Source organism: Micromonospora auratinigra (genome assembly GCF_900089595.1).
Taxonomy (GTDB): Bacteria; Actinomycetota; Actinomycetes; order Mycobacteriales; family Micromonosporaceae; genus Micromonospora; species Micromonospora auratinigra.
In genome coordinates, this window is sequence record NZ_LT594323.1 from 523864 (window position 1) to 550176 (window position 26313).

Here is a 26313-nt window from a genome sequence, read left to right on the forward strand (position 1 = left end):
ATGCGGGAAGCAAGACGTGGACCCAGACGAGGAGACGCCAGCCGTGATCCGTACCCACAATGCCGGAAGCCTGCGCGCCGCGGACGCCGGCTCGACGGTGACCCTCGCCGGGTGGGTGGCCCGCCGGCGCGACCACGGCGGCGTCATCTTCGTCGACCTGCGCGACGGCTCCGGTGTGGTGCAGGTCGTCTTCCGTGAGGAGGACGCGCACGCGCTGCGCAACGAGTTCTGCGTGAAGGTCACCGGTGAGGTGACCCGCCGCCCCGAGGGCAACGAGAACCCGGACCTGCCGACCGGCGAGGTCGAGGTGACCGCCAGCACCCTGGAGGTGCTCTCCGAGGCCGCGCCGCTGCCGTTGCCCGTCGACGACCAGGTCGAGGCCGGTGACGACATCCGGCTCAAGTACCGCTACCTGGACCTGCGCCGCGGCGGCCCGGCGAAGGCGATGCGGCTGCGCTCGCGGGCCAACCAGCTCGCCCGCACCGTGCTGCACGAGCGGGACTTCCTGGAGATCGAGACGCCGACGCTGACCCGCTCGACGCCCGAGGGCGCCCGCGACTTCCTGGTCCCGGTCCGGCTCCAGCCGGGCAGCTGGTACGCCCTGCCGCAGTCGCCGCAGCTGTTCAAGCAGCTGCTCATGGTCGGCGGCATGGAGCGGTACTACCAGATCGCCCGCTGCTACCGCGACGAGGACTTCCGCGCCGACCGGCAGCCCGAGTTCACCCAGCTCGACATCGAGATGTCCTTCGTCACCGAGGACGACGTGATCGACCTCGGCGAGGCGATCGTCTCGGCGCTCTGGAAGGACCTGGCCGGCCACGAGATCTCCCGGCCGATCCCGCGGATCACCTGGCACGACGCGATGTCCCGGTACGGCTCGGACAAGCCGGACCTGCGCTACGGCGTCGAGCTGACCGAGCTGACCGACTACCTGCGCGGCACCGCGTTCCGGGTCTTCGCCGGCGCGATCGACGCGGGCGGCTACGTGGGCGCGGTGGTCATGCCGGGCGGCGCGGCACAGACCCGCAAGGAGCTGGACGGCTGGCAGGACTGGGCCAAGGCGCGCGGCGCGAAGGGCCTGGCGTACGTGGTCCTCGACGCGGAGACCGGCGCGCCGCGCGGGCCGGTGGCGAAGAACCTCTCCGAGGAGCACCTGGCCGGGCTGGCCGACGCGGTCGGCGCGAAGCCGGGCGACGCGGTCTTCTTCGCGGCGAGCACCGACACCCGGGAGGCGCAGGAGCTGCTCGGCGCGGCCCGGATCGAGATCGCCAAGCGGGCCAACCTGATCGACGAGAGCGCCTGGGCGTTCTGCTGGGTGGTCGACGCGCCGATGTTCGAGAAGACCGACGAGGGCGGCTGGACGGCCGTGCACCACCCGTTCACCTCGCCGAACGCCGAGTGGGTGGACCGCTTCGAGGAGGCTCCGGACCGGGCGCTGGCGTACGCGTACGACATCGTCTGCAACGGCAACGAGATCGGCGGCGGGTCGATCCGTATCCACCGGGGCGACGTGCAGCAGCGGGTCTTCGACCTGCTCGGCATCACCCCCGAGGAGGCGCAGGACAAGTTCGGCTTCCTGCTGGAGGCGTTCAAGTACGGCGCCCCGCCGCACGGCGGCATCGCGTTCGGTTGGGACCGGGTCTGCATGCTGCTGGCCGGGGCCGACTCGATCCGCGAGGTGATCGCCTTCCCGAAGACCCGGGGCGGCTTCGACCCGCTGACCGGCGCGCCCACGCCGATCACCGCCCAGCAGCGCACCGAGGCCGGCATCGACGCCAAGCCGAAGGCGCCGACCGGCCCGCACGCCGGCACCGCCGGTCCCGCCGCGCCGGTGGCCGACCCGGTCTGATCCTGGCTTCGCCGAACGGCCCGCGTCATGATGACGCGGGCCGTTCCGTCTTCGGGGGAGAGCTGACATGACGTTGCTCGTGGTGGGGGCCAGCGGTTTCCTCGGTGCCGAGGTGTGCCGGCAGGCGGTCGCGGCCGGCCGGCGGGTGGTCGGCACGTACCACTCGGGCGCCGTCGGGGTGTCGGGCGTCGCGGCCCGCCGGCTCGACGTCACCGATCGCGCCGCCGTGCGCGCGCTGCTGGCCGAGGTACGCCCCGACGCGGTGGTCAGCACCCCCTACCGGTACGACGACTGGACGATCACCGCCGACGGGGCGGCGCACGTGGCGTCCGCGTCGGCGCAGGTGAGGGCCCGGCTGGTGCACCTGTCCAGCGACGCCCTGCACGCCGGGCGGCCCGAGCCGTACGCCGACGACGACGCGCCGTCCCCGGTGTTCCGGTACGGCGCGGCCAAGGCGGCGGCGGAGACCGCGGTGCGGCTGGTCGACCCGGGGGCGGTGATCGTGCGGACCTCGCTGATCGTGGGGGAGGGGAGCAAGCAGATCCAGCTCTGTCGGGACGCCCTGGCCGGGCGGATGTCGCTCTTCACCGACGAGGTCCGCTGCCCGGTCGACGTGGCCGACCTGGCCGCCGCGGTGCTCGAGCTGGTGGACTCCGACTACGCCGGGCCGCTCAACGTGGCCGGCGCGGACGCGGTCAGCCGGGACGAGCTGGGCCTGCTGGTGGCCCGGCACGAGGGCCTGGATCCGGCCGGGATGAAGACCACCACCACCGTCGCGGCCGGGCTGCACCGGCCGACCGAGGTACGCCTCGACTCCTCCCGGGCCGCCGGCCTGCTCCGGACCCGGCTGCGCGGCGTCACCGAACTGCTCGGCTGAGCCTCCCGAGTCTGCTTCCCGCCTCATGCACAGTTCCTTTGCACAACTCTTGTGCACAGAAACTGTGCACAGATATTGTGCAAGGCATGAGCGACGAGAAGCCGACGCGGCCGGCCCCCCGTACCGTCCGGCTGGACCACCAGCAGGTGCGCGTGCTGGCGCACCCGCTGCGGATGCGCCTGGTCGGCGCGCTGCGGGTGAACGGTCCCGCCACCGCGACGCGGCTGGCCGAACTGCTCGGCACCAACACCGGCGCGACCAGCTACCACCTGCGCCAGCTCGCCGAGGTCGGCATGGTGGTCGAGGATCCCGACCTGGGCACCGGGCGGCAGCGGTTCTGGCGGGCCGCGCACGACGTCACCCAGTGGGAGGCCAGCGACTACGACGACGATCCGGACGCCCGCGCCGCGATCGAGTGGATCGAGGCGGACTACTTCCGCTTCTTCGCCCACCACGCCGAGCGGTGGACCGCGCAGCGGCACGAGTGGTCGCCGGCCTGGCGGGACGCGTTCGGGATGGGCGACTTCTTCCTGCGCATCCCGGCCGCCCGGCTGGAGGCGATCAAGGCGGAGGTCTTCGCGGTCCTCGAACGCCACCGCGACGAGACCGACCCGGACGACCCCGACGCCGAGCTGGTGCAGGTCTACCTCGCCGCCTTCCCCATGAGCCCGGTCCTGCCGTCCACCCAGGAGAAACCGTGAGCACCCTGTCCGTACGCCAGGTCCGGTTCCGCTACCTCACCCTCTACGCCCTGCGCTGGCTGCCGTCCGGCCTGCTGATCCCCGTCGGCATCCTGCTGATGCAGGAGCGCGGCCTGACCCTGTCGGAGATCGGCCTGGTCGCCACCGCGCAGGGGCTGATCGTGCTCGCGTTGGAGCTGCCCACCGGCGGGCTCGCCGACGCGCTCGGTCGCAAGCCGGTGCTCGCCACCGCGTGGGTGGTCTGCCTGCTCTCCCTCGGCCTCTTCGCGGTGGCCCAGTCGTTCTGGCTCTTCTTCCTGGCCTGGGCGCTGCAGGGCGTCTACCGGGCGCTGGACAGCGGCCCCCTGGAGTCCTGGTACGTCGACGCCACCCTGGCCGCCGACCCGCAGGCCGAGTACGAGCGCGGCCTCGGCCACGCCGGCACCGTCATCGGCCTCGCCATCGGCGCGGGCGCGTTGCTCAGCGGTGGCCTCGTCGCGCTCGGTCCGGTCGGGCCGGTCAGCGCGCTGACCCTGCCGATCCTGGTCGCCATCGTGTTGCAGGCCGTCTCCGTGGTCGCCCTGCTGGCGCTGCTCCGCGAGACCCGTACCGCCCGGGGACCGGCCGCGCTGCGCGCCTCGGTCGCCGAGGCGCCGAGGATGGTCGGGCAGGCGGTCGGCCTGCTGCGCCGCAACCGGGTGCTGCTCGCCCTGGTCGCGGTGGAACTCTTCTGGGGCTTCGGCATGGTCACCTTCGAGTCGTTGCTGCCCGTCCGCCTCGCCGAGGTGGCCGGTGGCGCGGACCGGGCGGCCGCGCTGCTCGGCCCGGCCGGCTCGGCGGCCTGGCTGGCCAACGCGGCGGGCGCCGCGCTCACCCCGTTCCTGCTGCGCCGGCTCGGGGCCGCGCCGGCCGCCGCGTTGATGCGCATCCTCCAGGGCGCGACCGTGGTCGGAATGGGCCTGCTCGCCGGCCCGGTCGGGGTGCTCATCGCCTACCTGGCCTGCTACACCGTGCACGGCGCGTCGAACCCGCTGCACATGGGCCTGCTGCACCGACAGGTCGACGGGCCGTACCGGACCAGCGTGCTGTCGCTGAACTCGATGATGGGGCAGCCGGCCGGGGCGCTGGGCATGGTGGTGCTGACCGCGCTGGCCGACCGCACCTCGGTCAGCCTCGCCATGCTGGTCGGCGCGGTGGTGCTCGCCCTGGGCGCCCCGCTCTACCTGCCGGCCTGGCGGGCCGCCCGGGCCGCCGGCCGCATGCCGCAGGCCGACCCGGTGCAGCCTCCGGCGGCGGGGACGGCCGACCCGGCGACCCGGCCGGGCCCGACGGAGTCGGCGGCCGACCCCGCGTCCGGTGTGCCCGGAGTGGCGCCCGCCCCCGGTGTGCCGGTCCGCTCGGCCTGAGACCGGGCCTGGCGACCCGCCCGGGGCCGAACCGGCGGTGCGGGTGCGGTTGTCGTCACTGCGGCGACAACAGCTGCACCCGAAAGACCGCCGATCCGGCCAGCCGCACGGTCAGGCCAGGTGGACCGAGGTGCGGGGCTCGGTGCCGGTGAAGCCGAGCCGGCGGTACAACCGGATCGCGCCGACGTTGTGCGTGTAGACGCCGAGCGCCACCTGGTCGTGGCGGCCGAGCAGGGCCCGGGTCATGCCGGTGGTGAGCGCCGCGCCCAGGCCCCGGCCGCGTCGGTCCGGGGCCACGGTGAGGCCGGCCAGGAACCCGATGTCACCCCGGCTCCGGTCGGCCCCGCAGGCGACCAGCCGGTCCCCGTCCCGGATGCCGTACCAGTCGACGATGCGCGGGTCACCCGGGCGGGAGGTGGTGGTGGGAAAGGACTCGTCGATCAGCGCGGCGAGCGCCGGATGGTCGGCCTCGGTGAGCCGCACCACCCGGTCCTCGTCCGCCCGGCCCGGCGGGGCGGACGAGGTCCAGAGGAAGTCCCACTCGTCGAGCCGGGCCACCGGGAGCCGCCCGGCCACCTCGTCGGCCGACCCGCGGGGCAGGTGCAACCACTGGCCGGCGCCGAGCGTGCCGTCCGCGACCAGGCCGGCGAAGACCTCCAGCGCCGGCCCGACCGCACCGAGCGCACCCCCGGCCGGGCCCTGGCCCGGCGGCAGCAGCCAGCCCACCGTGCCGTCGCGCCGCCACCCCCGCGCCTCGTGGTCGCGCCACAGGGCGTGCCGGGCGTACGGATGGTGTCCGCTGGCGGCGAGCAGCACGTCCCGACCCACCAGCTCCTGGTCGGCAGTGATCATGCGACCAGGGTACGAGAGGAGAGTCCCGTGACGCCCGTCCGCTCCGTACGACCGGTGCGCCTGGCCGGTGCCCGCTGCGTGCTGCGGGAACCGGTCGACGCCGACGCCGGCCCGCTGCACGCCCTGACGACCGATCCCCGGGTCGCCGAGCGGGTGCTGGACGAGCATCCACCCTCGCGCGACGAGATGGCCGCCGCCATCGCGGCCTGGCGGGACGAGGCGGCCACCGAGCCGCGGGCGGCGTACCGGCTGACCGCGGTCGAGGGGGAGCGGGTGGTCGGCATGGGCACCCTCACCGTGGAGAGCGGGCCGCACCGGCGCGGGGAGATCGGCTACGTGCTGCACGCCGACCACTGGGGCCGCGGGATCGGCACCGAGATCGCCGGCCTGCTGCTGCGGCTGGCGTTCGACCGGGTGGGGCTGCACCGGGTGGAGGCCACCACCCGCCCCGACCACGTCGCCTCGTGCCGGGTGCTGGAGAAGGCCGGCCTGCGCCGCGAAGGGGTCAGCCGGGACCACCTGTACGTGCGCGGATGCTGGTGGGACTCGGTGCGCTACGCGATCCTCGCCACCGACGGGTAGCCCCGGACACGCGCCGGAACAGCCGGTGACGGATAGAGATTGACGAACAGACCGATTGGGTACATCCGTCGCCGACCTACTGGGAACCCCCACCGGAGGAACGACATGCTCGCCATTCTCGCGGCCATCGTGTTCGGCTTCGCCTTGCTGATCGACTTCCTGAACACCAACTTCGGCGCCCCCGACCTCTTCAACACCCACACCCTGATGCTGATCGGCTTCCTGCTGCTCTCCCTCTACCTGGCCGGCGTCGGTTCCGGCCCGCGCGGCGGGGGCGGCGGGGGCGGCGGCCGGTGGTACCGCGGTCGGCGTCCGGGTCGCGGCTGACCGGAACGGATCACGCGGGCCCGGCCTGCGGCGCGACTCCAGCGCCGTCGGCCGGGCCCGGTACTGTTCTTCCGATGGAGTCCGACGCCCTCTTCACCCTCGGCGAACCCGCCGGAGCGCCCAGCGCCCCCTCGGGTTCCGGCGGCGTCGACGCGTTCACCGCGGTCGGCTCGGACTCGCCGTTGCCGGTCCGGATGCGCCCGGCCGGCATCGACGAACTGGTCGGCCAGGACCACCTGCTCGCCCCCGGTGCGCCGCTGCGCCAGCTCGTCGAGGGCGCGGCCCCGATGTCGGTGATCCTGTGGGGGCCGCCGGGCAGCGGCAAGACCACGATCGCCCACCTGGTCGCCCGGGCCACCGACCGCCGCTTCGTGGCCATGTCCGCGCTGACCGCCGGCGTCAAGGACGTCCGCGCGGTGATCGAGACGGCCCGGCGGCAGCGTCGCTCCGGCGGCCCGCAGACCGTGCTGTTCATCGACGAGGTGCACCGGTTCAGCAAGACCCAACAGGACTCGCTGCTCGCCGCCGTCGAGGACCGGACCGTCACGCTGCTCGCGGCGACCACCGAGAATCCGTACTTCTCCGTCATCTCACCGCTGCTGTCGCGGTGCGTGCTGCTCACCCTCCAGCCGCTGGACGACGACGCCGTACGCGGCCTGCTGCGCCGTGCGGTCGCCGACGAGCGCGGCCTGGGCGGCGGGCTGGCCCTGGAGCGGGAGGCCGAGGACCACCTGGTCCGGCTCGCCGGCGGGGACGTGCGCAAGGCGTTGACCGCCCTGGAGGCGGCCGCCGCCACCGCCACGGCCACCGGCAGCGGCCGGATCGACCTGGCCACCGCGGAGCAGGCCGTCGACGTCGCCGCCGTGCGCTACGACCGGGACGGAGACGCCCACTACGACGTGACCAGCGCGTTCATCAAGAGCATGCGGGGCTCCGACGTGGACGCGGCGCTGCACTGGCTGGCCCGGATGCTGGTCGCCGGCGAGGATGCCCGGTTCATCGCCCGACGCCTGGTCATCTTCGCCAGCGAGGACGTCGGCATGGCCGATCCCACCGCGCTCACCGTGGCCACCGCCGCCGCGCACGCCGTCGAGTACGTCGGCCTGCCGGAGGTGCAGCTCAACCTCGCCCAGGCGGTGATCCACCTGGCCACCGCCCCGAAGTCGAACTCGGCCACCGCGGCGATCGGCGCGGCGCTGGCCGACGTGCGCGCCGGCCGGGGCGGGCCGGTGCCGCGTGGGCTGCGCGACGCCCACTACGCCGGCGCGCGCGGTCTCGGGCACGGCACCGGCTACCGCTACCCGCACGACGACCACCGTGGGGTGGTCACCCAGCAGTACGCTCCGGACGATCTCGTCGGGACCGACTACTACCGGCCCGGCGGACACGGCGCGGAACGCGCGGTCGCCACCCGGCTGCCGCTGCTGCGCCGCATCGTGCGCGGCCTGCCGGCCGTCAAGGCGGAGGCCACCGTGCCGGCCGGGCCGAACGGTGGTCGCCCGACGGGACCGGACCGGCTCAACGGGGTGGACGAGGGCGGCAGCGACGCCGTCGAGGAGGGTCAGTAGTGATGGCGCGTGGTCCGGAGCGGCCCGAGGACGGCCCGGAGGAGCGGCGCGACCCGCGTGCCAAGGGCCGCCGGTGGGGACGGGGCAGGGCCGACGCCGAGCCGGACGAGGCGGCGGTCGGCGCGGAGTTCGGCTGGATCGACGACCTGCGCACCGCGAAGCAGCAGCGCGCCGGGCTCGGGCCGGACGGCGAGGCGCCCGACCCGCGTACCGGTGCCGTGCCGCCGACCCGGGGCGGCCCGCCGCCCGCCGGGCCGGCACCCCGACCCGGGCCGTCCGCCGGCGCGGTACCACCGCCGGCCGGCCGGCCGGGGCCGGACGCGCCGCCCCGGCGCGGCCCGGCGGACGGCGGGCCGGCCGCGCCGCCGGTCCGTCCCGACCCGGCCACCGGCCGTCGCGCTCCCGGCGAGGGCCCCTGGCCCGGCTCGCCCGGACGGCCGCCGGCGGAGCCACCCCGGCGCGGTGGCGACGCGCCCACCGGCCAGCTGCCACCGGTCGCCCCGGGTGCCGGCCGCCCGGCGGGCCAGCCCGGCCGGGCCACGCCGCCCGCGGGCGCCCGCCCCGGCGCGGCGCCTCCCGCCGGTCCCGACGTCACCCGGGGCGGCCCCGCCCCGGACCGGGGTCGGCCCGGCTGGCAGCCCGGCACGGCACCCACGGACGGCCCGTCCGGGCCGGTGCCACCCACCCCGCGTGGCCGGCACGGCTCCGGCGCGGCGCTGCCCGCACCCCAGCCGCCCGGTCCGGCGGCGACCCGGGGTGACCGCCGGGCCGTTCCCGGCGCCGAGGACCCGTCCGCCCGGCCCGCGCCGGCCGCGGGTCGGCGCTCCGTCGACGGGCCCGAGCCGGGCCTGCCGGTCGCCGGGCCCCGTCCGGGCCCCGGCGCCGTCGACCCGGGGCTGCCGCCGGTCTCCGGCGCCGGCCGACGCTCCCTTCCGGACGGCGTGCCGCCGGCGGCCCGCCCGGCTCCCGGCACGGGTCGCCGGGCCGGGGCGGCCGGTGCCGAGCGACCGGACCTGCCCTCGGCGCGGGCCGCGGCCGCGCCGCCCGGTGCACCGCCCGTCGGAGCGCCGCCGGTAGCGCCCGGCGAGGCCGAGCGGCGTCGTCGGGGCCGACCCGACCCGGCCGTTCCCGGGGCCGAGCCCTCGGCCGGCGGTCCGGCCGGTGGCCGGACCGGTGGCCGTCGCCGGGCCGAGACACCGGATCAGCCGGTGGTGCCGCGCAGCGGCAACGCCCCGCCGGTGCCCGGCCTGCCCGTCGAGGGCCCGCCCGCGGGCGCTGCCGGCGAGGGCCCGATCGCGCCCGCCGGGCGACGCGCGGCGCCGGAGAGCCCGTCCGGCCGCCGCGCCCCGGCCGGCGGCCCGACGCCGTCCGCGGGCGAAGGCCCGCGCGAGGCCGTCCAGGGCGGTCGCCGAGCCGCTGCCGACGGCCCCGCGCCGACCCGCCGGGGCGGCCCCGAGGCGCCGGGCACCGCTCGCCCGGGTGTTCCCGCCGACCCGTCGGCGCCCGGCGGTACGCCGGAGACACCCGACGCGCGGCGTTCCGCCGCGGCCGTCCCGCCCGGCCCGCGCCGCGCCCGCGGCGACGCCGACGAGTCCCGACCGCAGCGGCCAGAACGGCCGGCCGACTGGCTGCGGCAGGCCGGCCGGACCACGCACACCGACCCGGCGATGCCGACCGTCGCGCGCCCGGCCACTCCCGGCGAGCCGGCCTCCGGCCGCCGGTCCCAGCCGGCCGGCCCGGACCGGGGCCCGGTGGGCCGCACCGGCGCCGCCCCGGTGGGCGAACCGCCCGCCGGCCGGCGCTCCGGTCCGGACCGCGCCCCGACCGGGCGCGCCGGCGCGAACGCCGGACCGCCGGAGACCACCGGCCCGGTCCGGGGCGCCGCCCGCCCGGGCAACCCGACCACGGCGGGAGCGGACCCGCGAGCCGGTGTCGCCCCCCGGCCCGGTGGGCCGGCCGGTGTCGTGCCCCGGGCCGGTGGGCCTGCGGGTGTCGTGCCCCGGGTCGATGGGCCCGCGGCCCGCCCGCCGCGTGCCGGTGCGCCGACCGGTGGCGATCCGCGCGGCAACGGTCCCGCCCCGGCGGGGCCGCCCACCGACGACGGCGCCCGGGCCGGCGGTCCCGCGCGGGGTGCGGCCCGTCCCGGCCCGGACCGCCCTGTCCCGCCGCGCCCGGCCGCCGACGACGCGCCCGGGCCGCGCCCCGGTGGCGCAGCGGGTCCCCGTCCGGGTGCGCCGGGCGGACCGCTCACCGCCGCCGGCCGGAGTGGACCGGCCACCCCGGGTGGACCCGGGGCGCCGGGTGGACCGGCCACCCCGGGTGGACCCGGGGCGCCGGGTGGACCCGTACCGCCGGGTGGACCCGTACCGCCGGGTGGGCCCGGCAGGCCGGGTGCGCCGGGTGCGCCGACCGGGCCGGGCGGCTCGGCAGTGGCCCGGGCCGCCGGCCCGGTGGGCCGTCCCGGCGGGCCCGACGAGCGGCCGGCCGGACGGGTCGGCCCGGGCGGACCCGAGCAGCACCGGCCCGGTGCCGGCGGCGTCGCCGCCGTACCGCCGCCGGGACCCGGCGGGCCGGCGGTGGCCCGGGCGGCCGCGGCGGTACCGCCGGCGGAGCCGACCGGGACGCGGCCCGAACCGGCCGACGGACCGGCCCTGCGCCGGGCCGGGGCCGAGCCGACGCCCGCCGCCGGTGAGGCCGGCCGGCTGCGCGGCGCGCGGTCGGAGCTGCGCCGCCAGATGCGCGAACGGCGGCGGCTGCGGCTGGGCGTGCTCGCCCTGGTCAGCCTGGTGCTGCTCGGCGCGGTTCCGCTCTACTTCGGCCTGCGCGCGCTCAGCCACGATCCGGTCTTCGACACCCTCGACGGGTTGGCCGTGCCGTCCTGGGCCACCCAGAAGCCGGTCGACCACGTCAGCGGCAGCCGCTGGTGCCTGGAGGACTGCCGGCTGCGGGAGCGCACCGTCCAGTCGCAGAAGGCCTGGAAGGAGACCGCTCAGGTCTACGAGACGGCGCTGGCCTCCGACGGCTGGCGGCGTTGGAAGGTGGACCGGTGTCCCGAGCAGGAGCAGCAGGTCAAGGGCAGCTACACCTGTTGGCGGCGGGACGAGCTGACGCTGGACCTGTGGGTGCGCGACCGACCCTGCGTGCCGCCACCGGTCGACGGCGAACCGGCCCCGTCTCCGGCGCCGTCGCCCGCTGCGGGTGCCTGCGCCGGGTCGTTGGTGTCGGTGAAGGTCCGTAACGCGATCGACGACGAGCGGACCGGACCACAGCCGAGCACCGATCCGTCACTCACCGGTGAGGACCCGTTCCCGACCCTCAGCGACGATCCGCTCGGCGAGCTGACACGCTCACCGTCGTGAGCCGCTTTCCATCACTGACGGTAGGGTCTGGGGCTGGTGGGCCCGCCTGCGCCCGGTGACCCCGACGGGTCGGCGTGGTGCGGAGTGGGTAGGACGGTCGCGCGTCCCGGGGCGACGGGCCCCGGGACACTGCATGAGGAGGACAGGCGTGAGTTTTGGAGAGGTCGCGGCGCTGGTCGCGGCGATCGCGTTCGCGATGCTCGTGTTGATCCTGACGCTGCCCATCCTGCGGCTGCGGCACACCGTGGACGCCGCCACCCGCATGATCAACGACCTCAACGACCGCAGCGCCCCTCTGCTCGGTGACGTCAACACCACGGTCAAGAACGTCAACGTGGCCCTGGAGCAGGTGCAGACCTCCCTCGACGGGGTCAACCTCCAGCTCGCCAAGGTGGACACCATGACCACCCACGCGCAGAACGTCACCGCCAACGTGGCGAACCTGGCTGCGGTGGTCTCCGCCGCCGCCGCGAACCCGCTGGTCAAGGTGGCCGCGTTCGGATACGGCGTGCGCAAGGCCGCGTCCGCGCGCCGGCACGCCGAGACCGAGCGCGAGGTCCGCGACACCATCAAGCAGCAGCGGCGGGCCGCCAAGCGCGGCAACCGCTGACCCGGCCGGCGTGACAGCGGGAGGATGAGAGCATGAGGCGGTTGTTCTGGCTGGGCATCGGGCTGGCCGTGGGCGTGCTGGTGGTGCGCAAGGCCACCCGCACCGCGCAGGCGTACACCCCGGCGGGCATCGCCAGCGGGCTGTCCGAGTCCGCCGGTGGCCTCGTCGAGTCGGTGCGGGGCTTCGTGGAGGACGTGCGGGCCGGGATGGCCGAGCGCGAGCAGGAGATCCACGAGGCCTTCGCCCGCGGCGAGGCGTACGACGACCAGTTCGCCGAGCTGCGGGAGGACCCCCGGATCGGCGACCGAGAGATTTTCCCGGAGGAGCACCAGCGATGAAGACGGCGGAGATCAAGCGGCGGTACCTCGCCCACTTCGAGGCGAACGGTCACACCGTGGTGCCGTCCGCTCCGCTGCCCGCCATCAGCGACCCGAACCTGCTGTTCGTCAACGCCGGCATGGTGCAGTTCGTGCCCTACTTCCTGGGCCAGCAGAAGCCGCCGTACACCCGTGCGGTCAGCGTGCAGAAGTGCATCCGTACGCCGGACATCGACGAGGTCGGCAAGACCAGCCGGCACGGCACGTTCTTCCAGATGAACGGCAACTTCTCCTTCGGCGACTACTTCAAGGACGGGGCCATCCCGCTCGCCTGGGACCTGGTCACCAAGCCGGTCGCGGCGGGCGGTTTCGGGCTGGACCCGGAGCGGATCTGGCCGACCGTCTACCTCGACGACGACGAGGCCTTCCAGATCTGGCGGTCGGTCGGCGTGCCCGCCGAGCGGATCGTGCGCCGCGGCAAGAAGGACAACTTCTGGTCGATGGGCATCCCCGGCCCGGCCGGCCCCTGCTCCGAGCTGTTCTACGACCGTGGCCCGGAGTACGGCCGCGAGGGTGGTCCGGAGGTCGACGAGGACCGCTACATGGAGTTCTGGAACCTCGTCTTCATGCAGTACGAGATCGCCGACGTCCGCAGCAAGGAAGAGTTCCGGATCGTCGGTGAGCTGCCGGCGAAGAACATCGACACCGGCATGGGCCTGGAGCGGATGGCCTCCATCCTGCAGGGCGTCGACAACCTCTACGAGATCGACGAGGTTCGCCCGATCCTGGCCCGGGCCGCCGAGCTGACCGGCAAGCGGTACGGCGCGCACTCCGGCCACGTGGCCAGCGAGTCGCACCCGGACGACGTGCGGCTGCGGGTGGTCGCCGACCACGTGCGCACCGCGCTGATGCTGATCGGCGACGGGGTGACCCCGTCGAACGAGGGCCGGGGCTACGTGCTGCGCCGGATCATGCGCCGGGCCATCCGGGCGATGCGGCTGCTGGGCTACCAGGACCGTGCGCTGCCCGAGCTGCTGCCGGTGGCCCGGGACTGCATGGCCCCGTCGTACCCGGAGCTGGCCGAGGAGTTCGGCCGGATCTCCCAGTACGCGTACGCCGAGGAGGACGCCTTCCTCGGCACGCTGCGCGCCGGCACCACGATCCTGGACACCGCGATCGCCCAGACCCGGTCGGCCGGTCAGCCGGCGATCTCCGGCGAGAAGGCGTTCCAGCTGCACGACACGTACGGCTTCCCGATCGACCTGACCCTGGAGATCGCGGCCGAGCAGGGGCTCCAGGTGGACGCCGAGGGCTTCCGCCGGCTGATGGCCGACCAGCGCAGCCGGGCCAAGGCCGACGCCCGGGCCCGCAAGACCGGGCACACCGACGTGTCGGCGTACCGGACGGTGCTGGACGCCGGGGGCGCGGTCGAGTTCACCGGCTACACCGAGCTGAACCGGGAGTCCCGGGTGCGGGCGCTGCTCGCCGGTGGGGCCGAGGTGGCCGCGGCGGTCGAGGGCGACACGGTCGAGCTGGTGCTCGACACCACCCCGTTCTACGCCGAGGGCGGCGGTCAGCAGCCCGACCAGGGTCTGATCACGGTCGGCGGCGGCCAGGTCGAGGTCTTCGACGTGCAGCAGCCGGTGCCGGGCCTGATCGTGCACCGGGCCCGGGTGCTGCGGGGCGAGGTGCGTGCCGGGGAGACCGGGTACGCCGAGATCGACGTGTCCCGGCGGCGGGCGATCTCCCGCTCGCACACCGCGACGCACCTGGTGCACCAGACGATGCGCAACTTCCTCGGCGAGTCGGCGACCCAGGCGGGCTCGTTGAACGCGCCGGGCCGGCTGCGGTTCGACTTCAACACCCCGACCGGGGTGGCCCCGAGCGTGCTGCACGACGTCGAGCAGCAGGTCAACGAGGTGCTCCTGGCCGACCTGGAGGTGCACGCCTTCATCACCAGCCAGGAGGAGGCGCGCCGGATCGGCGCGATGGCGCTCTTCGGCGAGAAGTACGGCGAGCGGGTCCGGGTCGTCGAGGTCGGCGACTACGCCCGGGAGCTGTGCGGCGGCACGCACGTGGCCCGCTCGGCCCAGCTCGGCCTGGTGAAGATCCTCTCCGAGGCCTCGGTGGGCTCCGGCGTACGCCGGATCGAGGCCCTGGTCGGCATGGACGCCTTCGGCTTCCTGGCTCGCGAGCACCTGCTGGTCTCCCGGCTGGCCGAGCTGTTCCGGGTGCCCGGCGAGCAGGTCGCCGACCGGGTGGAGCAGACCGTCACCCAGCTCCGCGACGCGGAGAAGGAGCTGGAGAAGCTCCGCGCCCAGCTGGTGCTGGGCGGGGCGGCGAGCCTCGCGGCGGGCGCCAAGGACGTGCGCGGGATCGCGTACGTGGGCACCGAGGCGCCCGAGGGCGCGGCCGGCAACGACGTGCGGACCCTGGCGCAGGAGATCCGGGGCCGGATCGACCCGGCCCGGCCGGCCGTGGTCGCGGTGGCCGCGCGCGCGAACGGCAAGGCGTCCCTGGTGGTGGCCGTCAACCAGGCCGCCCGGGGGCGCGGGCTGACCGCGAAGGACCTGGTGAAGGCCGCCTTCTCCGGTCGGGGCGGCGGCAGCGACGACGTCGCGCAGGGCGGTGGCCTGCCCGCCGCGGAGGCGCCGAACCTGCTGCTGACGGTGGAGAAGGCCGTCGCCGACGCGTGACACCGACAACGATCGACGCCAGGGCGGACCGTCCGGTCCGCCCTGGCCCGTACCACAGGGGAAGTGTCCGGTAGATGGCTGAACTGTCCCGAGGGGTGCGTCTCGGGGTCGATGTCGGGCAGGTCCGGGTCGGCGTGGCCCGCTCCGACCCGCACGGCATCCTGGCCACCCCGCTGGTCACCCTGGCCCGTGACCTGAGCGCGGCCGAGGACGCGGTGCCCACCGACATCGCCGAGCTGGTCCGGCTGGCCGCCGAGCACGAGGCGGTGGAGATCGTGGTGGGCCTGCCGGTGAACCTCGCCGGAAAGCAGGGCCCGGCGGCGCTGAACGTCTCGGCGTACGCTGCCCGGTTGGCCGATGTAATGGGGCCGGTTCCGGTGACGCTCACGGACGAGAGGATGTCGACCGTCGTCGCGAGTCGTAGGCTTGCCGAACGGGGCGTCCGGGGAAAGCGCCAACGGGCGGTGGTCGACCAGGCCGCCGCGGTGGAGATTCTGCAGAGCTGGCTGGACGCACAGCGGAGGCGGACGTAATGATCGACGATCTTGGCCTGGAGTTCGACGAACCGGAGAGGGGGGAGAAGGGCAAGCACCGGCGCGGCGCCGTCCGCAAGCGCACCGGCAAGTCCGGCGGCGGCCGGGGCAAGACCATTTTCGCCCTGTTGATGGCGATCGTGCTGCTGGGCGGCATCGGCGGCGGCGCGTACGTCGGCTTCGACCGGATCCGCAACCACTTCGTCACCCCCGACTACGACGGCTCCGGCACCGGCGAGGTGCTGGTCCAGGTCAAGAAGGGTGACTTCCTCGCGGACATCGGCGACACGCTGTACACGGCGGGTGTCGTCAAGAGCACCAAGGCGTTCATCGAGGCCGCCGACGCGAACTCGCGCAGCAAGAACGTCGGCGAGGGCACCTACAAGCTGCGCAAGCAGATGAAGGCCGAGCTGGCGCTGAACCTGCTGCTGGACCCGAAGAGCCGGGTGATCAGCGGGGTGACCATCCCCGAGGGCACGATCAGCCTGAACATCTATGCGCTCCTCAGCAAGCAGACGAAGATCCCGGTCAAGGACTTCCAGGCCGCCGCGAAGGACCCGGTCAAGCTGGGCGTGCCCGCCGAGTGGTTCGTCCGCGAGGACGGCAAGAAGGTCACCAAGAGCATCGAGGGCTTCCTCTACCCGTCGACCTACGAGATCCCGCCGAAGGCCACCGCCGAGCAGATCCTGTCGATGATGGTGGACGAGTTCCTCCGGGTCACCAAGGGGCTCGACTTCGTCAACCGGGCGAAGGCGGAGCGCAAGATCTCGCCGTACGAGGCGCTGATCACCGCCTCCATCGCGCAGGCCGAGGCGGTCGACCCGAAGGACTTCGCGAAGGTGTCCCGGGTGATCTACAACCGGGTCTACGCCGGCAAGATCGGCTGCCGGTGCCTCGGCATCGACAGCGGCATCAACTACTCCTTCCGGTTGCAGGGCATCCCCCCGAAGGACTCCGACGACCTGCTGGCCAGCGAGATCCACAACCTGAAGAACCCGTACAACACGCACGACGTGGCCGGCCTGCCGATCACCCCGATCAGCAATCCGGGCGAGGGGGCGCTCAAGGGCGCGCTGGACCCGCCGCCGGGCGACTGGATCTTCTTCATGACCACCGACCAGAAGGGCACGATGGGCTACGGCAGCAACGACGCCGAGTACATCCAGCTCCGCAAGACGATGTGCAAGAACAAGGTGCTGACCGGGGAGAACTGCCGATTTTGAGAGCCGCCGTCGTCGGCACGCCGATCGCCCACTCGCTCTCCCCGGTGATCCATGAGGCCGGGTACGCGGCGGCGGGTCTGACCGGCTGGTCGTACACCCGGATCGAGTGCGCGGCCGACGAGCTGGCCGGCCTGGTCGCGGGCCTGGGCCCCGACTGGGCCGGGCTGTCGGTGACCATGCCCGGCAAGGAGGCGGCGCTCGCGCTGGCCGACGAGGCCTCGCCGGTCGCCGCCGCCGTCGGTGCCGCCAACACGCTGGTACGCCGCCCCGACGGCCGCTGGTACGCCGACAACACCGACGTCAGCGGCATGGTCGACGTGCTCACCGCGGCCGGGGTCACGCCCGGCGCCACGGTGACCGTGCTCGGGGCCGGCGGCACCGCCCGCGCCGCGGTGGCCGCGGCGGCCCGGCTCGGCGCGGCCGAGGTGACCGTGGTGGCCCGTCGCCCGGAGGCGGTCGACGAGCTGCGCCCGGTGGCCGCCGCGGTCGGGGTGCCCCTCGCGGGCGCGCCCTGGGACGGCGCGCCGGCGCACGCCCGGGCCGACGTGGTGGTCTCCACCGTGCCGAAGGGCGTCGCGGATCCGCTCGCCGACAACTTCGACTGGCGGCCCGGCACCGTCTACTTCGACGCCCTCTACGACCCGTGGCCCACCCCGCTGGCCACCGCGGCGCTGGCCGCCGGCTGCCGGGTCAGCTCCGGACTGGACCTCCTGCTGGCCCAGGCGGTCGGCCAGTTCACGCAGTTCACCGGGGTCGCCGCCCCGGTCGGCGCGATGCGCGCGGCGCTGGCGGCGGCACGCCGCTGAACCGCGGAGGCACCCCGGAGGTGTCCGGCGTGGATACGCTTCATCCGCGAAGCGGTCGTCCGGGCGGGGGGTACGGGGTGAACGAGCAGGGGATCCGGCACCGTCGGTGGGGGCTGCCCGCCTACGTCCTCCTCGGCGTGGCGCTGGTGGCCGCACTGGTGGCGGCGATGATCCCGTTGCTCGCCGAGCCGCAGCGCCCCACCCCGACGGCCGGCGCCGAGGGGCCGAGCGGGCTGCCCGCCCCGCCGGCCGCCGCACCGACCGGGACCCCGTCGGCCGCGCCGGCCTCCGCCACCGCGTCGCCGCGCCCCCGGGCGGGGGCGTACGCCCGGCTGGGCGCCGCCCCGTCCCGGTCGGCCGACCGGTGCGGGCACGTCTCGGCCGAGCTGGTGCCCTCCTGCGGCGCGTGGTGGGGCGTCTACTCGCCGGCCGGCGCGGCGGACGGCTGGGACCACGGCGGCGCGGTAGCCGACCTGGAGGCCCGGGTCGGACGCCGGTTCGACATCGTGCACCGCTACCACGACTTCTCCGACGCCGGCAGCAACGGCGCCTTCCCGGACGGCGACGAGCAGGAGCAGATGGGCCAGGGGCGGCTGATGTTCTTCGCCTGGGAGTCCCGGATCTTCTCCTCCGGCACCACGTTGACCTGGGCGGATGTCTACAGTGGTCGGTACGACGCGACGATCGACGCGGTGGCCGGGCGGATCCGGGCCACCGGCGTGCCGGTCTTCATGGGCTTCGACCACGAGCCGGAGGACGAGCCGGCCAAGGGCAGCGACGCGGACTTCGTCCGGGCCTGGCGGTACGTGCACGACCGCTTCGTCCGCGCCGGCGCGGACAACGCCGTCTGGGTGTGGACGATGATGGGCTGGCCCGGCTACTACGACCGGTACGCCGGCCTCTACCCCGGCGACCGGTACGTCGACTGGGTCGCCTACGACCCGTACAACTTCTACGCCTGCAACGGCGGCACCCAGTGGAAGACCCCCGACGCGGCCATGGACGGCTTCTACCGGTGGCTGGACACGAACCGGCTCGGGGCCGGCAAGCCGCGGATGCTCGCCGAGTTCGGCACCAACTTCGACCCGACCGACCGGGGAGCGAAGCGCCGGTGGTTCGAGGCGATGCCGGCCGCGCTGAAGGCGCACCCGAAGATCAAGGCGGCGATCTTCTTCAACTCGCCGGGCATGACCCGCACCTCGGCGACCTGCGACATGACCGTCGACGCGGACCCGGCCGCGCTGGCCGGATTCGCCGCCGCCGGTCGGGACGGGTATCTCCGGCAGGCCGACGGGCCGGCCCGCTGACGGCGGCGCGGCGCGTCGGCCCGGCCGGGACGGCGCGGCCCCGCCCCGGGTCGCCAGCCGTTCACGTCTTGCGGATCTTCCGTCCGGCCAATCGGCGGATGCCGTAACGGTGAGCGATGGGGCACGCTACGCACGTCTTTTCTCCATTGGAGGCCAAGCGTGCCCAAATCCCCGTTCCTCCGGCGGTTCCCCGGAGCGTTCCGCGTCGCGGTGGCCGCGACCGCGCTCGGGATCGCCGTCGCCGCCCTGCCGGGTGTCGCGTCCGCCGCCGTCGTACCGGCGCCGGCCACGGCGACCCTGGCCTCGGCGAACCCCGCCGACCTGACCCCGCACGCGAAGGACGGCGAGACCCGCGCCTTCGCCCAGGTCGGCAACCTGGTGTACGTCGGTGGGAGCTTCACCCAGATCCGGCAGACCGCCACCTCGGCCTGGCAGGCCCAGCGGTACCTGTTCGCGTACGACCGGACCACCGGCGCGATCTCCACCACCTTCCTGCCGGTGCTCGACGGGGCGGTCAACACCCTCGTCGCCGGCCCCGGCGGCACCCTGATCGTCGGCGGCTCGTTCGGCACCGTGAACGGCGTGGTCCGCAAGAACCTGGTCGCCCTCGACCCGGCGACCGGCGCGATCGTCGGCAGCTGGGTCGGCCGCTCCGACGGCGGCACCGTCCGCGACCTGGAACTGCACGACAACTGGCTCTACGTGGCCGGCGCGTTCAACTGGGTCAACGGCACCGCGCACGCCGGCCTGGCCCGGCTGAACGCCACCACCGGCGCGATCGACCCGGCCTTCGTGGTCAACGCGACGGGCGGCCGCAACTCCGCCAGCCCGTACGTCTGGACGATCGACGTGTCGCCGGACGGCAACACCCTGGTGGCCGGCGGCAACTTCATGTACCTCAACGGCCTGTCCCGCAACCAGATCGGTCTGGTCGACGTGGGTGCGGCCACCCCGGCGGTGCTGGACTGGAGCACCGAGAAGTACGTCCCGCCGTGCGCCGCGCCGCAGACCTTCATCCACTACGTGCAGAGCGTGAAGTTCGGTGAGGACGGCTCGTACTTCATCGTCGGCTCCAACGGCGGTGGCGGCTGGCCGGCGGCCTACTGTGACGCGCTGGTCCGGTTCGAGACCGCCGCGCGCGGCACCGGTCAGCTCGCCACCTGGGTCGACTTCACCGGCAACGACACCATCACCTCGGTGGAGGTCGCCGACGGCGTGATCTACCTGGGCGGGCACTTCCGCTGGCTGAACAACCCGAACGCCAGCGACAACGCCGGTGCCGGCGCGGTCGACCGGCTCGGCATCGCCGCGGTCACCCCGGCCACCGGCCTGCCGGTGAACTGGAACCCGCGCCGCAGCGGCGGCTCGGCGCTGCCGGCGGGCACCACCGCCTGGGGCTCCGCGGTGCCGGTCATCTGGCGGGGCTCCGACGGGGTGTACTTCGGGCAGAACTCCGACGGCATGGGCGACGAGTACCACGGCCGCCTGGGCATGTTCCCGATGGCCGGCGGCCGGACGATCACCCCGAAGAACGCGCCGACGGCGACCACCGGCTACCTCTACCTGAAGACCGCCGACGGCGAGGTGGCGAAGGTGTCGTTCGACGGCAGCACGCTGGGCGCGCCGGCGACGGTCGCGCAGCCCAACTGGACCGGCGCGGGCGCCACCTGGCGGGTCAGCGACCGGATCTACTGGTCGCACCTGGTGTCCGGGACGCCCACCGGCAGCCGCATCGACATCTCGCTGTTCAGCGGTTCGGCGATCGGCGCGCCGTGGGAGGCCTCCGGCTACAACGACTGGTACAACCCGGCGGCGATGTCCGGCGCGTTCTACCTCGACGGGCGGCTCTACTACACCCGGGCCGGCAGTTCGGCGCTGTACTACCGCTACTTCGAGATCGACGGCAACTACCTGGGCGCGACCGAGTTCGTCCTGCCCACCACGGGGCTGAGCTGGTCGACGGTGCGGGGCATGGCCTGGTACGACGGGCACATCGTCTACGGCGCGACGGACGGTACGCTGCGCAGCGTCGCGTTCGACCCGACGGCCGCGCCCGCGGTCAACGGGGCGGCGGCGACGGTGCTCGCCGCGGCCACGCCGGAGCTGACCTGGTCCAGCCCGGGGATGTTCTTCTCCGCGCAGTGACGGGGGACGGCGGGCGACGCGACGCCGGGTAGATTGTCCGTGCGGGGCCGGTGGCGGAATTCCGCCACCGGCCCCGTGGCACCAAGGGGAGGGTTCGTTGACTGGCTCGGGTGGTCCGCGTCGCGGCCGGCTCGTCCGCGTGGCCTTCGCGGTCAAGCGCGGCTGGTACCGGATGCGCTATCCCGGGCTCACGCTCGGCCGCGACGTCGAGATCCGGGGCCGGATCCGGCTGCGCCGGGGCGTCCGGGTGACCATCGGGGACCGGACCCGGCTCAACAAGCTGGTCCGCTTCGCCGGCCCCGGTGAGGTACGGGTGGGGGCGGACTGCCTGCTCAACGCCACCTGGATCGGCACCTGGACCTCGGTCACGGTCGGCGACCGCTGCCTGCTGTCCGACTGCGAGCTGCTGGACAACGACTTCCACAACCTGCCCCCGGACCAGCGTCACCTGCCGCCCACGCCGGCGACCCGGGCCCCGATCGTGGTCGAGGAGAACGTCTGGATCGGCGCGCACGCGCTGGTGATGAAGGGCGTCCGGATCGGCCGGGACAGCGTCGTCGGCGCCGCCACGGTGGTCCGCTCCGACGTCCCGCCGCGGGTCGTGGTGATCGGCAATCCCCAACAAATAGTGAAGAAGTTCAATGACTGATCCTGCCTCCTCGCCCTGGCTCAGCGACGGCTGGGAGGCCGGCGCCGCCGGCCGCACCGTCACCATCACCGACATGCTGCGGGTGCCGCTGCACCGCTACCGCCTGGTCGGTGGGATCGGCCTGGCGGGCCTGCTGGCCGCGCTCACCTTCATCCTGCTGGTCCCCGCCGATGTCACCGCCAACGCGGTGGTGGCGGTGCGGCCGGTGGTCACCGACGCCTTCACCCCGACCGGCGCCAGCGCCGACCGGTCGGTGAACATGAACGTGGAGAGCGGCATCGCCACCGGCAGCGAGGTGACCCAGATGCTCTCCGCCGAGGTGGGCCGCGACCCCAAGGAGGTACGCGACTCGCTCGACGTCGAGGTGCCCACCGGCGGGCAGATCCTGCGCTTCGTCTACCGCGCCCCGACCGCCGAGGAGGCGGTGAAGACCGTCAACATGGCCGCCCGGGCGTACCTGGACGTGCGGCGGCAGATGTACGAGAAGCAGCGCGGCGAGATGCTCAAGTCCTACGACGAGAGCATCGCCAAGGTCAGCGCCCAGCAGACCGCGCTGCAGAAGCGGGTGCTCAGCGCCAAGGGCGGCGCCGCCGACGCGGCGGTCGCCGAGCTGGCCGGCGTCAACAACCAGCTCACCCAGCTCGCCTCCGCCCGCAGCGAGATCGCCGCGGTGGACGTCAACCCGGGCTGGCTCACCCAGACCGCCGAGCCGGCGTTGGCCACCCGCAGCGGGTACCGGCTGCTCTACCTCGTCGCCGGCCTGCTCGGCGGACTGCTCATCGGCGTGGTGCTCGCGTACGTGGTGGAGTCGGTCGACCGGCGGATCCGCTCGGTGACCGACGCCCGCGACGCGACCGGGCTGCCGCTGCTGGGCACGGTACGCCAGCGTCGTTTCCCGAGCCGCGGTCAGCCGGTCGACGCCGACGTGCGCTACGTCGCGCTGGCCATCGCCGAGCGGGTCCGCCAGCCGGCCCGGCTGGCCCTGCTCGCCGCCCGCGAGGACGTCACCCCGCTCACCGCGGGGCTGGCGGTCGCGCTGGCCGCCGACGGCCGGGCCGTCTTCGTCGCCGACGACAGCGGGCGCGCCGAGCGGCTGCGCGGCACCGTGATGGCCGACCGGGGCCGGTTGCCGGCCGACAAGTCCCGGCCGGTCACGCCGAAGCCGCGTACCGGACCGCCGGCGGCCGCCGGCAGCGCCAGCGCGCCGGCCGGCGAGAAGGCCGGCACGGCCAAGGTCGACGGGGCCCGCGTCCCGAGCGACCCGGAGGCGACGATGACCCTGCCCCGGGTGGCCGTGGCGGCCGGGGGCGGCGCGGCGGCCGGGGACCCGGAGGCGACGCTGATGCTGAGCGCCGTCTCCTCCCGGCGCGACGGCGACAAGGGACGCCCGGTCGGCTCCGACGACATCGTGGTGGGCGCCGGGCGGATCCGGCTCGGCACCTCCCGGCAGGGCGCCGAGCACGGCCTGGTGCTCTTCAACGCGCCGCCGGCCGAGACCGACGAACGCGGCGTCGCGCTGGCCCGCAAGGGCACCGCCGTGGTGGTGGTCGAGCGGGACCGGACCCGGCAGGGCGACCTGCGCCGGCTGGTGGAGCGGCTGCGTGCCGCCGGCGTGGTGCCGCTCGGCTTCGTGCTGACCCGCAGCGGCCGTGGGTGAGCCAGCCCTGGGCAGCGGCGGGCCACCCCCGCCGCTGCTGCCCGTCTGGCCGCTGGCCGTCATGTTCGGGCTGGTCCCGCTCTGGTGGCTGACCGGCGTGTTCTACCTCGGCTGGCCGCTGTTCGGCGCGGTGCTCTTCGCGCTGCTGGTCACCCGGGGCCGGGTGCCGCTGCCGCCGTACACCGGGCTCTGGCTGCTGTTCCTGGCGATCGTCGCGGCCAGCGCCACCCAGCTGCCCGCGCCGTCCGCGCTGCTCACCTTCGGCCTGCGGTTCGGCTTCTACGCGACCGCGCTGATCGTCGGCGTCTACGTCTACGCCTGCGCCCGGGAACGCCGTGACCCGGTGGGCGTGCTGACCCCGGTCTGCGCCTTCTGGTTGGGGCTGGTCGCGCTGGGCTGGCTAAGCGTGCTCGCCCCCCGGCTCTCCCTGACCACCCCGATGGAGCTGCTGCTGCCCGGCGGGATCGGCAAGAACCCGTTCATCCAGGACATGACCCACCTGAGCACCGCCGAGTACAGCGCCCGCTCGCTGCACCCGATCTACCGGCCGGCCGCCCCGTTCTCCTACACCAACACGTACGGCAGCGCGTGGGCGATGACCCTGCCCTGCGTGATCGCGTACACCATGCTCTGCCGACGGGGCTTGCTGCGCTGGGTGCTGCTCGGGTCGCTGCCGCTCTCCCTCGCGCCGGCCTTCCTCACCCTGAACCGGGCGATGTTCCTCAGCCTCGGCGTCGGCCTGGCGGTGCTCGGCATCCGGGCCAGCCTGCGAGGCAACGTCAAGGTGGCGCTCTCGATCGTCGGCGTGGTGCTGCTCGGCGGCGTCGCCACGCTGTTCATCCCGATCACCGACCTGATCAACCAGCGGGTCGAGTCCAGTGACACGAACACCGACCGGCTCTCGCTCTACGTGGAGGTGCTGCACCGGGTGGGTGACTCGCCGTGGCTGGGCTACGGCGCGCCGCTGAACGTCGACACCGTCTCGGCCGACGCGCCGATCGGCACCCAGGGCCAGTTCTGGATGGTGCTGTTCAGTCACGGCGTACCGGCCCTGCTCTGCTTCCTGGCCTGGTTCGTCACCGCCGCGCTGAGCTGCGCCCGGGCCACCTCGGCCCCCGGCCAGTGGCTGGCCGTCGTACCGGTGATCTGCCTGGTGCAGCTGCCGTTCTACGGGATGGCCAACCAGAACCTCTCGGTCGCCTTCTTCGTCGTCGCGTTCGCGGTGGCGCTGACCGAACGGGAGCAGGCCCGGCGGCTCGTGCCCGCCCGGCCGTACCTGCCGATCCCGGTGTCGGCATGACCGCCGTCACCGGCCCGACGGCCGCCGACCAGGCCGAGGAGAACCGGCGCGGCGCGCGCAGCGGAGCGGCCGGACTGGTCGGCGCCGCCACCAGCGGGCTGTTCGGGTTCGTCCTCGCGGTGGTGATCACCCGCAGTTACGGCACGGTCGGCTCCGGCGCGTTCTTCGCCGCGATCGGCGTGGTCACCGTCGCCTCCGCCGTCTGCACCCTGGGCGCCGAGACCGGACTGATGTGGGCGCTGCCGCGCCGGCGCACCGGGGTGTCCGGCGACGCCGCCCGGATGCTGCCCGTCGCCCTGGTCCCGCCGCTGCTGACCGCCCTGCTGGTCGCCGCCGCCGGGGTCGCCGGCGCGGAGACGCTCGCGCCCCGGCTGCTGGGCCGCTCCGGCGTGGGCGGTCCGCCCCTGCTCGCGGTCACCTTCGCGCTGGTGCCGGTGGTCGTCGCGATGACCCTGCTGCTCGCCGCGCTGCGCTGCGTACGCCCCATCCGGGCGTACGTGGCCGTGCAGTTCTTCCTGCTCCCGGTCGCCCGGCCGCTGCTGGTCGGCGCGGCGGCCCTGGTCGGCGGGGGTCTGGTGCTCGGCATGACCGGCTGGCTGGTGCCGGCGGCGGTCGCGCTGCTCGCCTGCCTGGCGCTGGTCGCCGGGCCGCTCGGCATCGGCGGAGGCGCCCGCCTGCGCGCCGAACGGGCCGACTGGTCGAGTTTCTGGGGCTTCGCGCTGCCCCGGGCGGCCTCCGCGGCGATCGACGCCGGCAGCATGTGGGTCGGGGTGCTGCTGACCTCGGCGCTGGCCGGGCAGGCCGACGCGGGCGTGTTCGGCGCGGTCGGGCGCTACATCCTCGCCGGCCAGCTGGCCATGCAGGGCCTGCGGGTGGCGGTCTCGCCCCAGCTGTCCCGGCTGCTCGGCCGGGGGGACCGGGCCGCCGCGGCCGGCGTGCACCGCCAGCTCACCACCTGGGGGCTGGTGCTGTCCTGGCCGGTCTACCTGCTGCTGGCGGTCTTCGGGCTGGCCTTCCTGCAACTGTTCGGGCCGCAGTTCACCGCCGGCGCGACCGCGATGACGATCCTCGGGCTGGCCATGCTGGTGAACACCGGCGTCGGCAACGTGCAGAGCCTGCTGCTGATGGGCGGCCGCAGCGGCCGGCACCTGGCCGCCGTGGTGACCGGGCTGGTGGTCAACGTCGGCCTCGGGCTCTGGCTGATCCCCGGCCATGGCGCGACCGGCGCGGCGATCGCCTGGGCGGCGGGCATCACCACCGAGAACCTCAGCGCCTTCGGGTACGCCCGGCGGCTGGTCGGCCAGCCGCTGGTGGACCGGTCGATGCTGCGGGCCGCGGGCGCCACGGTGGCCGGCGTGGGGCTGGCCGCGGCGGTGGGCGTCGTGGTGGCCGGGCGCGGGGTGCCCGGCCTGGCGGTGGCGCTCGGCGTGCTGGTGGCGGGCTGCGTCGGCTTGTTGACGCTGCCCTCGGTGCGCGGGGGCGTGCAGAGGATCATCAGGCAGGTCCGTGGCCGGCCGGACGGGGCGTCCGTGGCCACGGTCGGAGCGCAGGCGAGGAGAGGTGGGTGAGG

Annotated in this window: 21 protein-coding genes; 20 read left to right on the forward strand and 1 reads right to left on the reverse strand. The window is 74.8% G+C overall.

Annotated elements, in window-relative coordinates:
- Positions 1–43: 43 nt before the first annotated feature.
- The 4 genes from aspS (at position 44) to GA0070611_RS02440 (ending at position 4812) form a co-directional block, all read left to right on the forward strand.
- Positions 44–1849, forward strand: coding sequence for an aspartate--tRNA ligase (aspS, locus tag GA0070611_RS02425; RefSeq protein ID WP_091656601.1), 1806 nt, complete (start codon positions 44–46; stop codon positions 1847–1849).
- Positions 1850–1916: 67 nt separating this feature from the next.
- Complete coding sequence (locus tag GA0070611_RS02430; RefSeq protein WP_091656606.1) at positions 1917–2726, forward strand: SDR family oxidoreductase; 810 nt, start codon at positions 1917–1919, stop codon at positions 2724–2726.
- 86 nt (positions 2727–2812) lie between these two features.
- Entirely contained in the window at positions 2813–3427 is a 615-nt protein-coding gene (locus GA0070611_RS02435) for an ArsR/SmtB family transcription factor (RefSeq protein ID WP_091656610.1), read from the forward strand.
- Positions 3424–4812, forward strand: a complete 1389-nt coding sequence (locus GA0070611_RS02440) for an MFS transporter (protein WP_091656614.1) — start codon at positions 3424–3426, stop codon at positions 4810–4812. Before GA0070611_RS02435 ends, GA0070611_RS02440 begins: the two co-directional genes overlap by 4 nt.
- Before the next feature lie 111 nt (positions 4813–4923).
- On the opposite strand, the gene GA0070611_RS02445 is transcribed toward GA0070611_RS02440, so the two are convergent.
- Complete coding sequence (locus GA0070611_RS02445; RefSeq protein ID WP_091672349.1) at positions 4924–5664, reverse strand: GNAT family N-acetyltransferase; 741 nt, start codon at positions 5662–5664, stop codon at positions 4924–4926.
- A gap of 27 nt (positions 5665–5691) precedes the next feature.
- Between GA0070611_RS02445 and GA0070611_RS02450 the strand changes: the two genes are divergently transcribed.
- From GA0070611_RS02450 to GA0070611_RS02530, 16 genes are all read left to right on the forward strand, one after another.
- Positions 5692–6246: a GNAT family N-acetyltransferase gene (locus tag GA0070611_RS02450; protein WP_157740167.1), complete on the forward strand. Its 555-nt coding sequence runs from the start codon at positions 5692–5694 to the stop codon at positions 6244–6246.
- A 105-nt stretch (positions 6247–6351) separates the two neighbouring features.
- On the forward strand, positions 6352–6573 hold the full coding sequence (locus tag GA0070611_RS02455; RefSeq protein WP_091656616.1) for a hypothetical protein: 222 nt from the start codon (positions 6352–6354) through the stop codon (positions 6571–6573).
- Between the two features lie 74 nt (positions 6574–6647).
- Positions 6648–8141: a replication-associated recombination protein A gene (locus GA0070611_RS02460; protein WP_091656619.1), complete on the forward strand. Its 1494-nt coding sequence runs from the start codon at positions 6648–6650 to the stop codon at positions 8139–8141.
- Between the two features lie 2735 nt (positions 8142–10876).
- Complete coding sequence (locus GA0070611_RS02470; RefSeq protein WP_091672354.1) at positions 10877–11500, forward strand: hypothetical protein; 624 nt, start codon at positions 10877–10879, stop codon at positions 11498–11500.
- A gap of 148 nt (positions 11501–11648) precedes the next feature.
- Entirely contained in the window at positions 11649–12110 is a 462-nt protein-coding gene (locus GA0070611_RS02475) for a DUF948 domain-containing protein (protein WP_091656627.1), read from the forward strand.
- A 32-nt stretch (positions 12111–12142) separates the two neighbouring features.
- Positions 12143–12448, forward strand: a complete 306-nt coding sequence (locus GA0070611_RS02480; RefSeq protein ID WP_091656631.1) for a hypothetical protein — start codon at positions 12143–12145, stop codon at positions 12446–12448.
- Positions 12445–15123, forward strand: a complete 2679-nt coding sequence (gene alaS / locus GA0070611_RS02485) for an alanine--tRNA ligase (RefSeq protein WP_091656634.1) — start codon at positions 12445–12447, stop codon at positions 15121–15123. Before GA0070611_RS02480 ends, alaS begins: the two co-directional genes overlap by 4 nt.
- Positions 15124–15197: 74 nt before the next feature.
- Complete coding sequence (ruvX, locus tag GA0070611_RS02490) at positions 15198–15656, forward strand: Holliday junction resolvase RuvX (protein ID WP_091656637.1); 459 nt, start codon at positions 15198–15200, stop codon at positions 15654–15656.
- The gene (gene mltG, locus GA0070611_RS02495; protein ID WP_091656641.1) at positions 15656–16879 is read left to right on the forward strand and encodes an endolytic transglycosylase MltG; all 1224 of its coding nucleotides are present in this window, start codon (positions 15656–15658) and stop codon (positions 16877–16879) included. The genes ruvX and mltG overlap by 1 nt, the downstream gene beginning before the upstream one ends.
- Positions 16876–17685 (forward strand): shikimate dehydrogenase, encoded by an 810-nt coding sequence (locus GA0070611_RS02500; RefSeq protein ID WP_091656646.1) that lies wholly within the window; start codon positions 16876–16878, stop codon positions 17683–17685. The genes mltG and GA0070611_RS02500 overlap by 4 nt, the downstream gene beginning before the upstream one ends.
- A 77-nt stretch (positions 17686–17762) precedes the next feature.
- Positions 17763–18992 (forward strand): glycoside hydrolase family 26 protein, encoded by a 1230-nt coding sequence (locus tag GA0070611_RS02505; RefSeq protein WP_231921301.1) that lies wholly within the window; start codon positions 17763–17765, stop codon positions 18990–18992.
- Positions 18993–19202: 210 nt separating this feature from the next.
- Positions 19203–21137 (forward strand): delta-60 repeat domain-containing protein, encoded by a 1935-nt coding sequence (locus tag GA0070611_RS02510; protein WP_091656651.1) that lies wholly within the window; start codon positions 19203–19205, stop codon positions 21135–21137.
- 172 nt (positions 21138–21309) lie between these two features.
- Positions 21310–21786 carry an acyltransferase gene (locus GA0070611_RS02515; RefSeq protein WP_231921596.1) on the forward strand — a complete coding sequence of 159 codons (477 nt, stop codon included), beginning with the start codon at positions 21310–21312 and terminating at the stop codon, positions 21784–21786.
- Positions 21779–23443 carry a lipopolysaccharide biosynthesis protein gene (locus GA0070611_RS02520; protein ID WP_091656656.1) on the forward strand — a complete coding sequence of 555 codons (1665 nt, stop codon included), beginning with the start codon at positions 21779–21781 and terminating at the stop codon, positions 23441–23443. Before GA0070611_RS02515 ends, GA0070611_RS02520 begins: the two co-directional genes overlap by 8 nt.
- Positions 23436–24743 carry an O-antigen ligase family protein gene (locus tag GA0070611_RS02525; protein WP_091656661.1) on the forward strand — a complete coding sequence of 436 codons (1308 nt, stop codon included), beginning with the start codon at positions 23436–23438 and terminating at the stop codon, positions 24741–24743. Before GA0070611_RS02520 ends, GA0070611_RS02525 begins: the two co-directional genes overlap by 8 nt.
- Positions 24740–26311 (forward strand): lipopolysaccharide biosynthesis protein, encoded by a 1572-nt coding sequence (locus GA0070611_RS02530; protein WP_091656665.1) that lies wholly within the window; start codon positions 24740–24742, stop codon positions 26309–26311. The genes GA0070611_RS02525 and GA0070611_RS02530 overlap by 4 nt, the downstream gene beginning before the upstream one ends.
- The last annotated feature ends 2 nt before the right edge of the window (positions 26312–26313 follow it).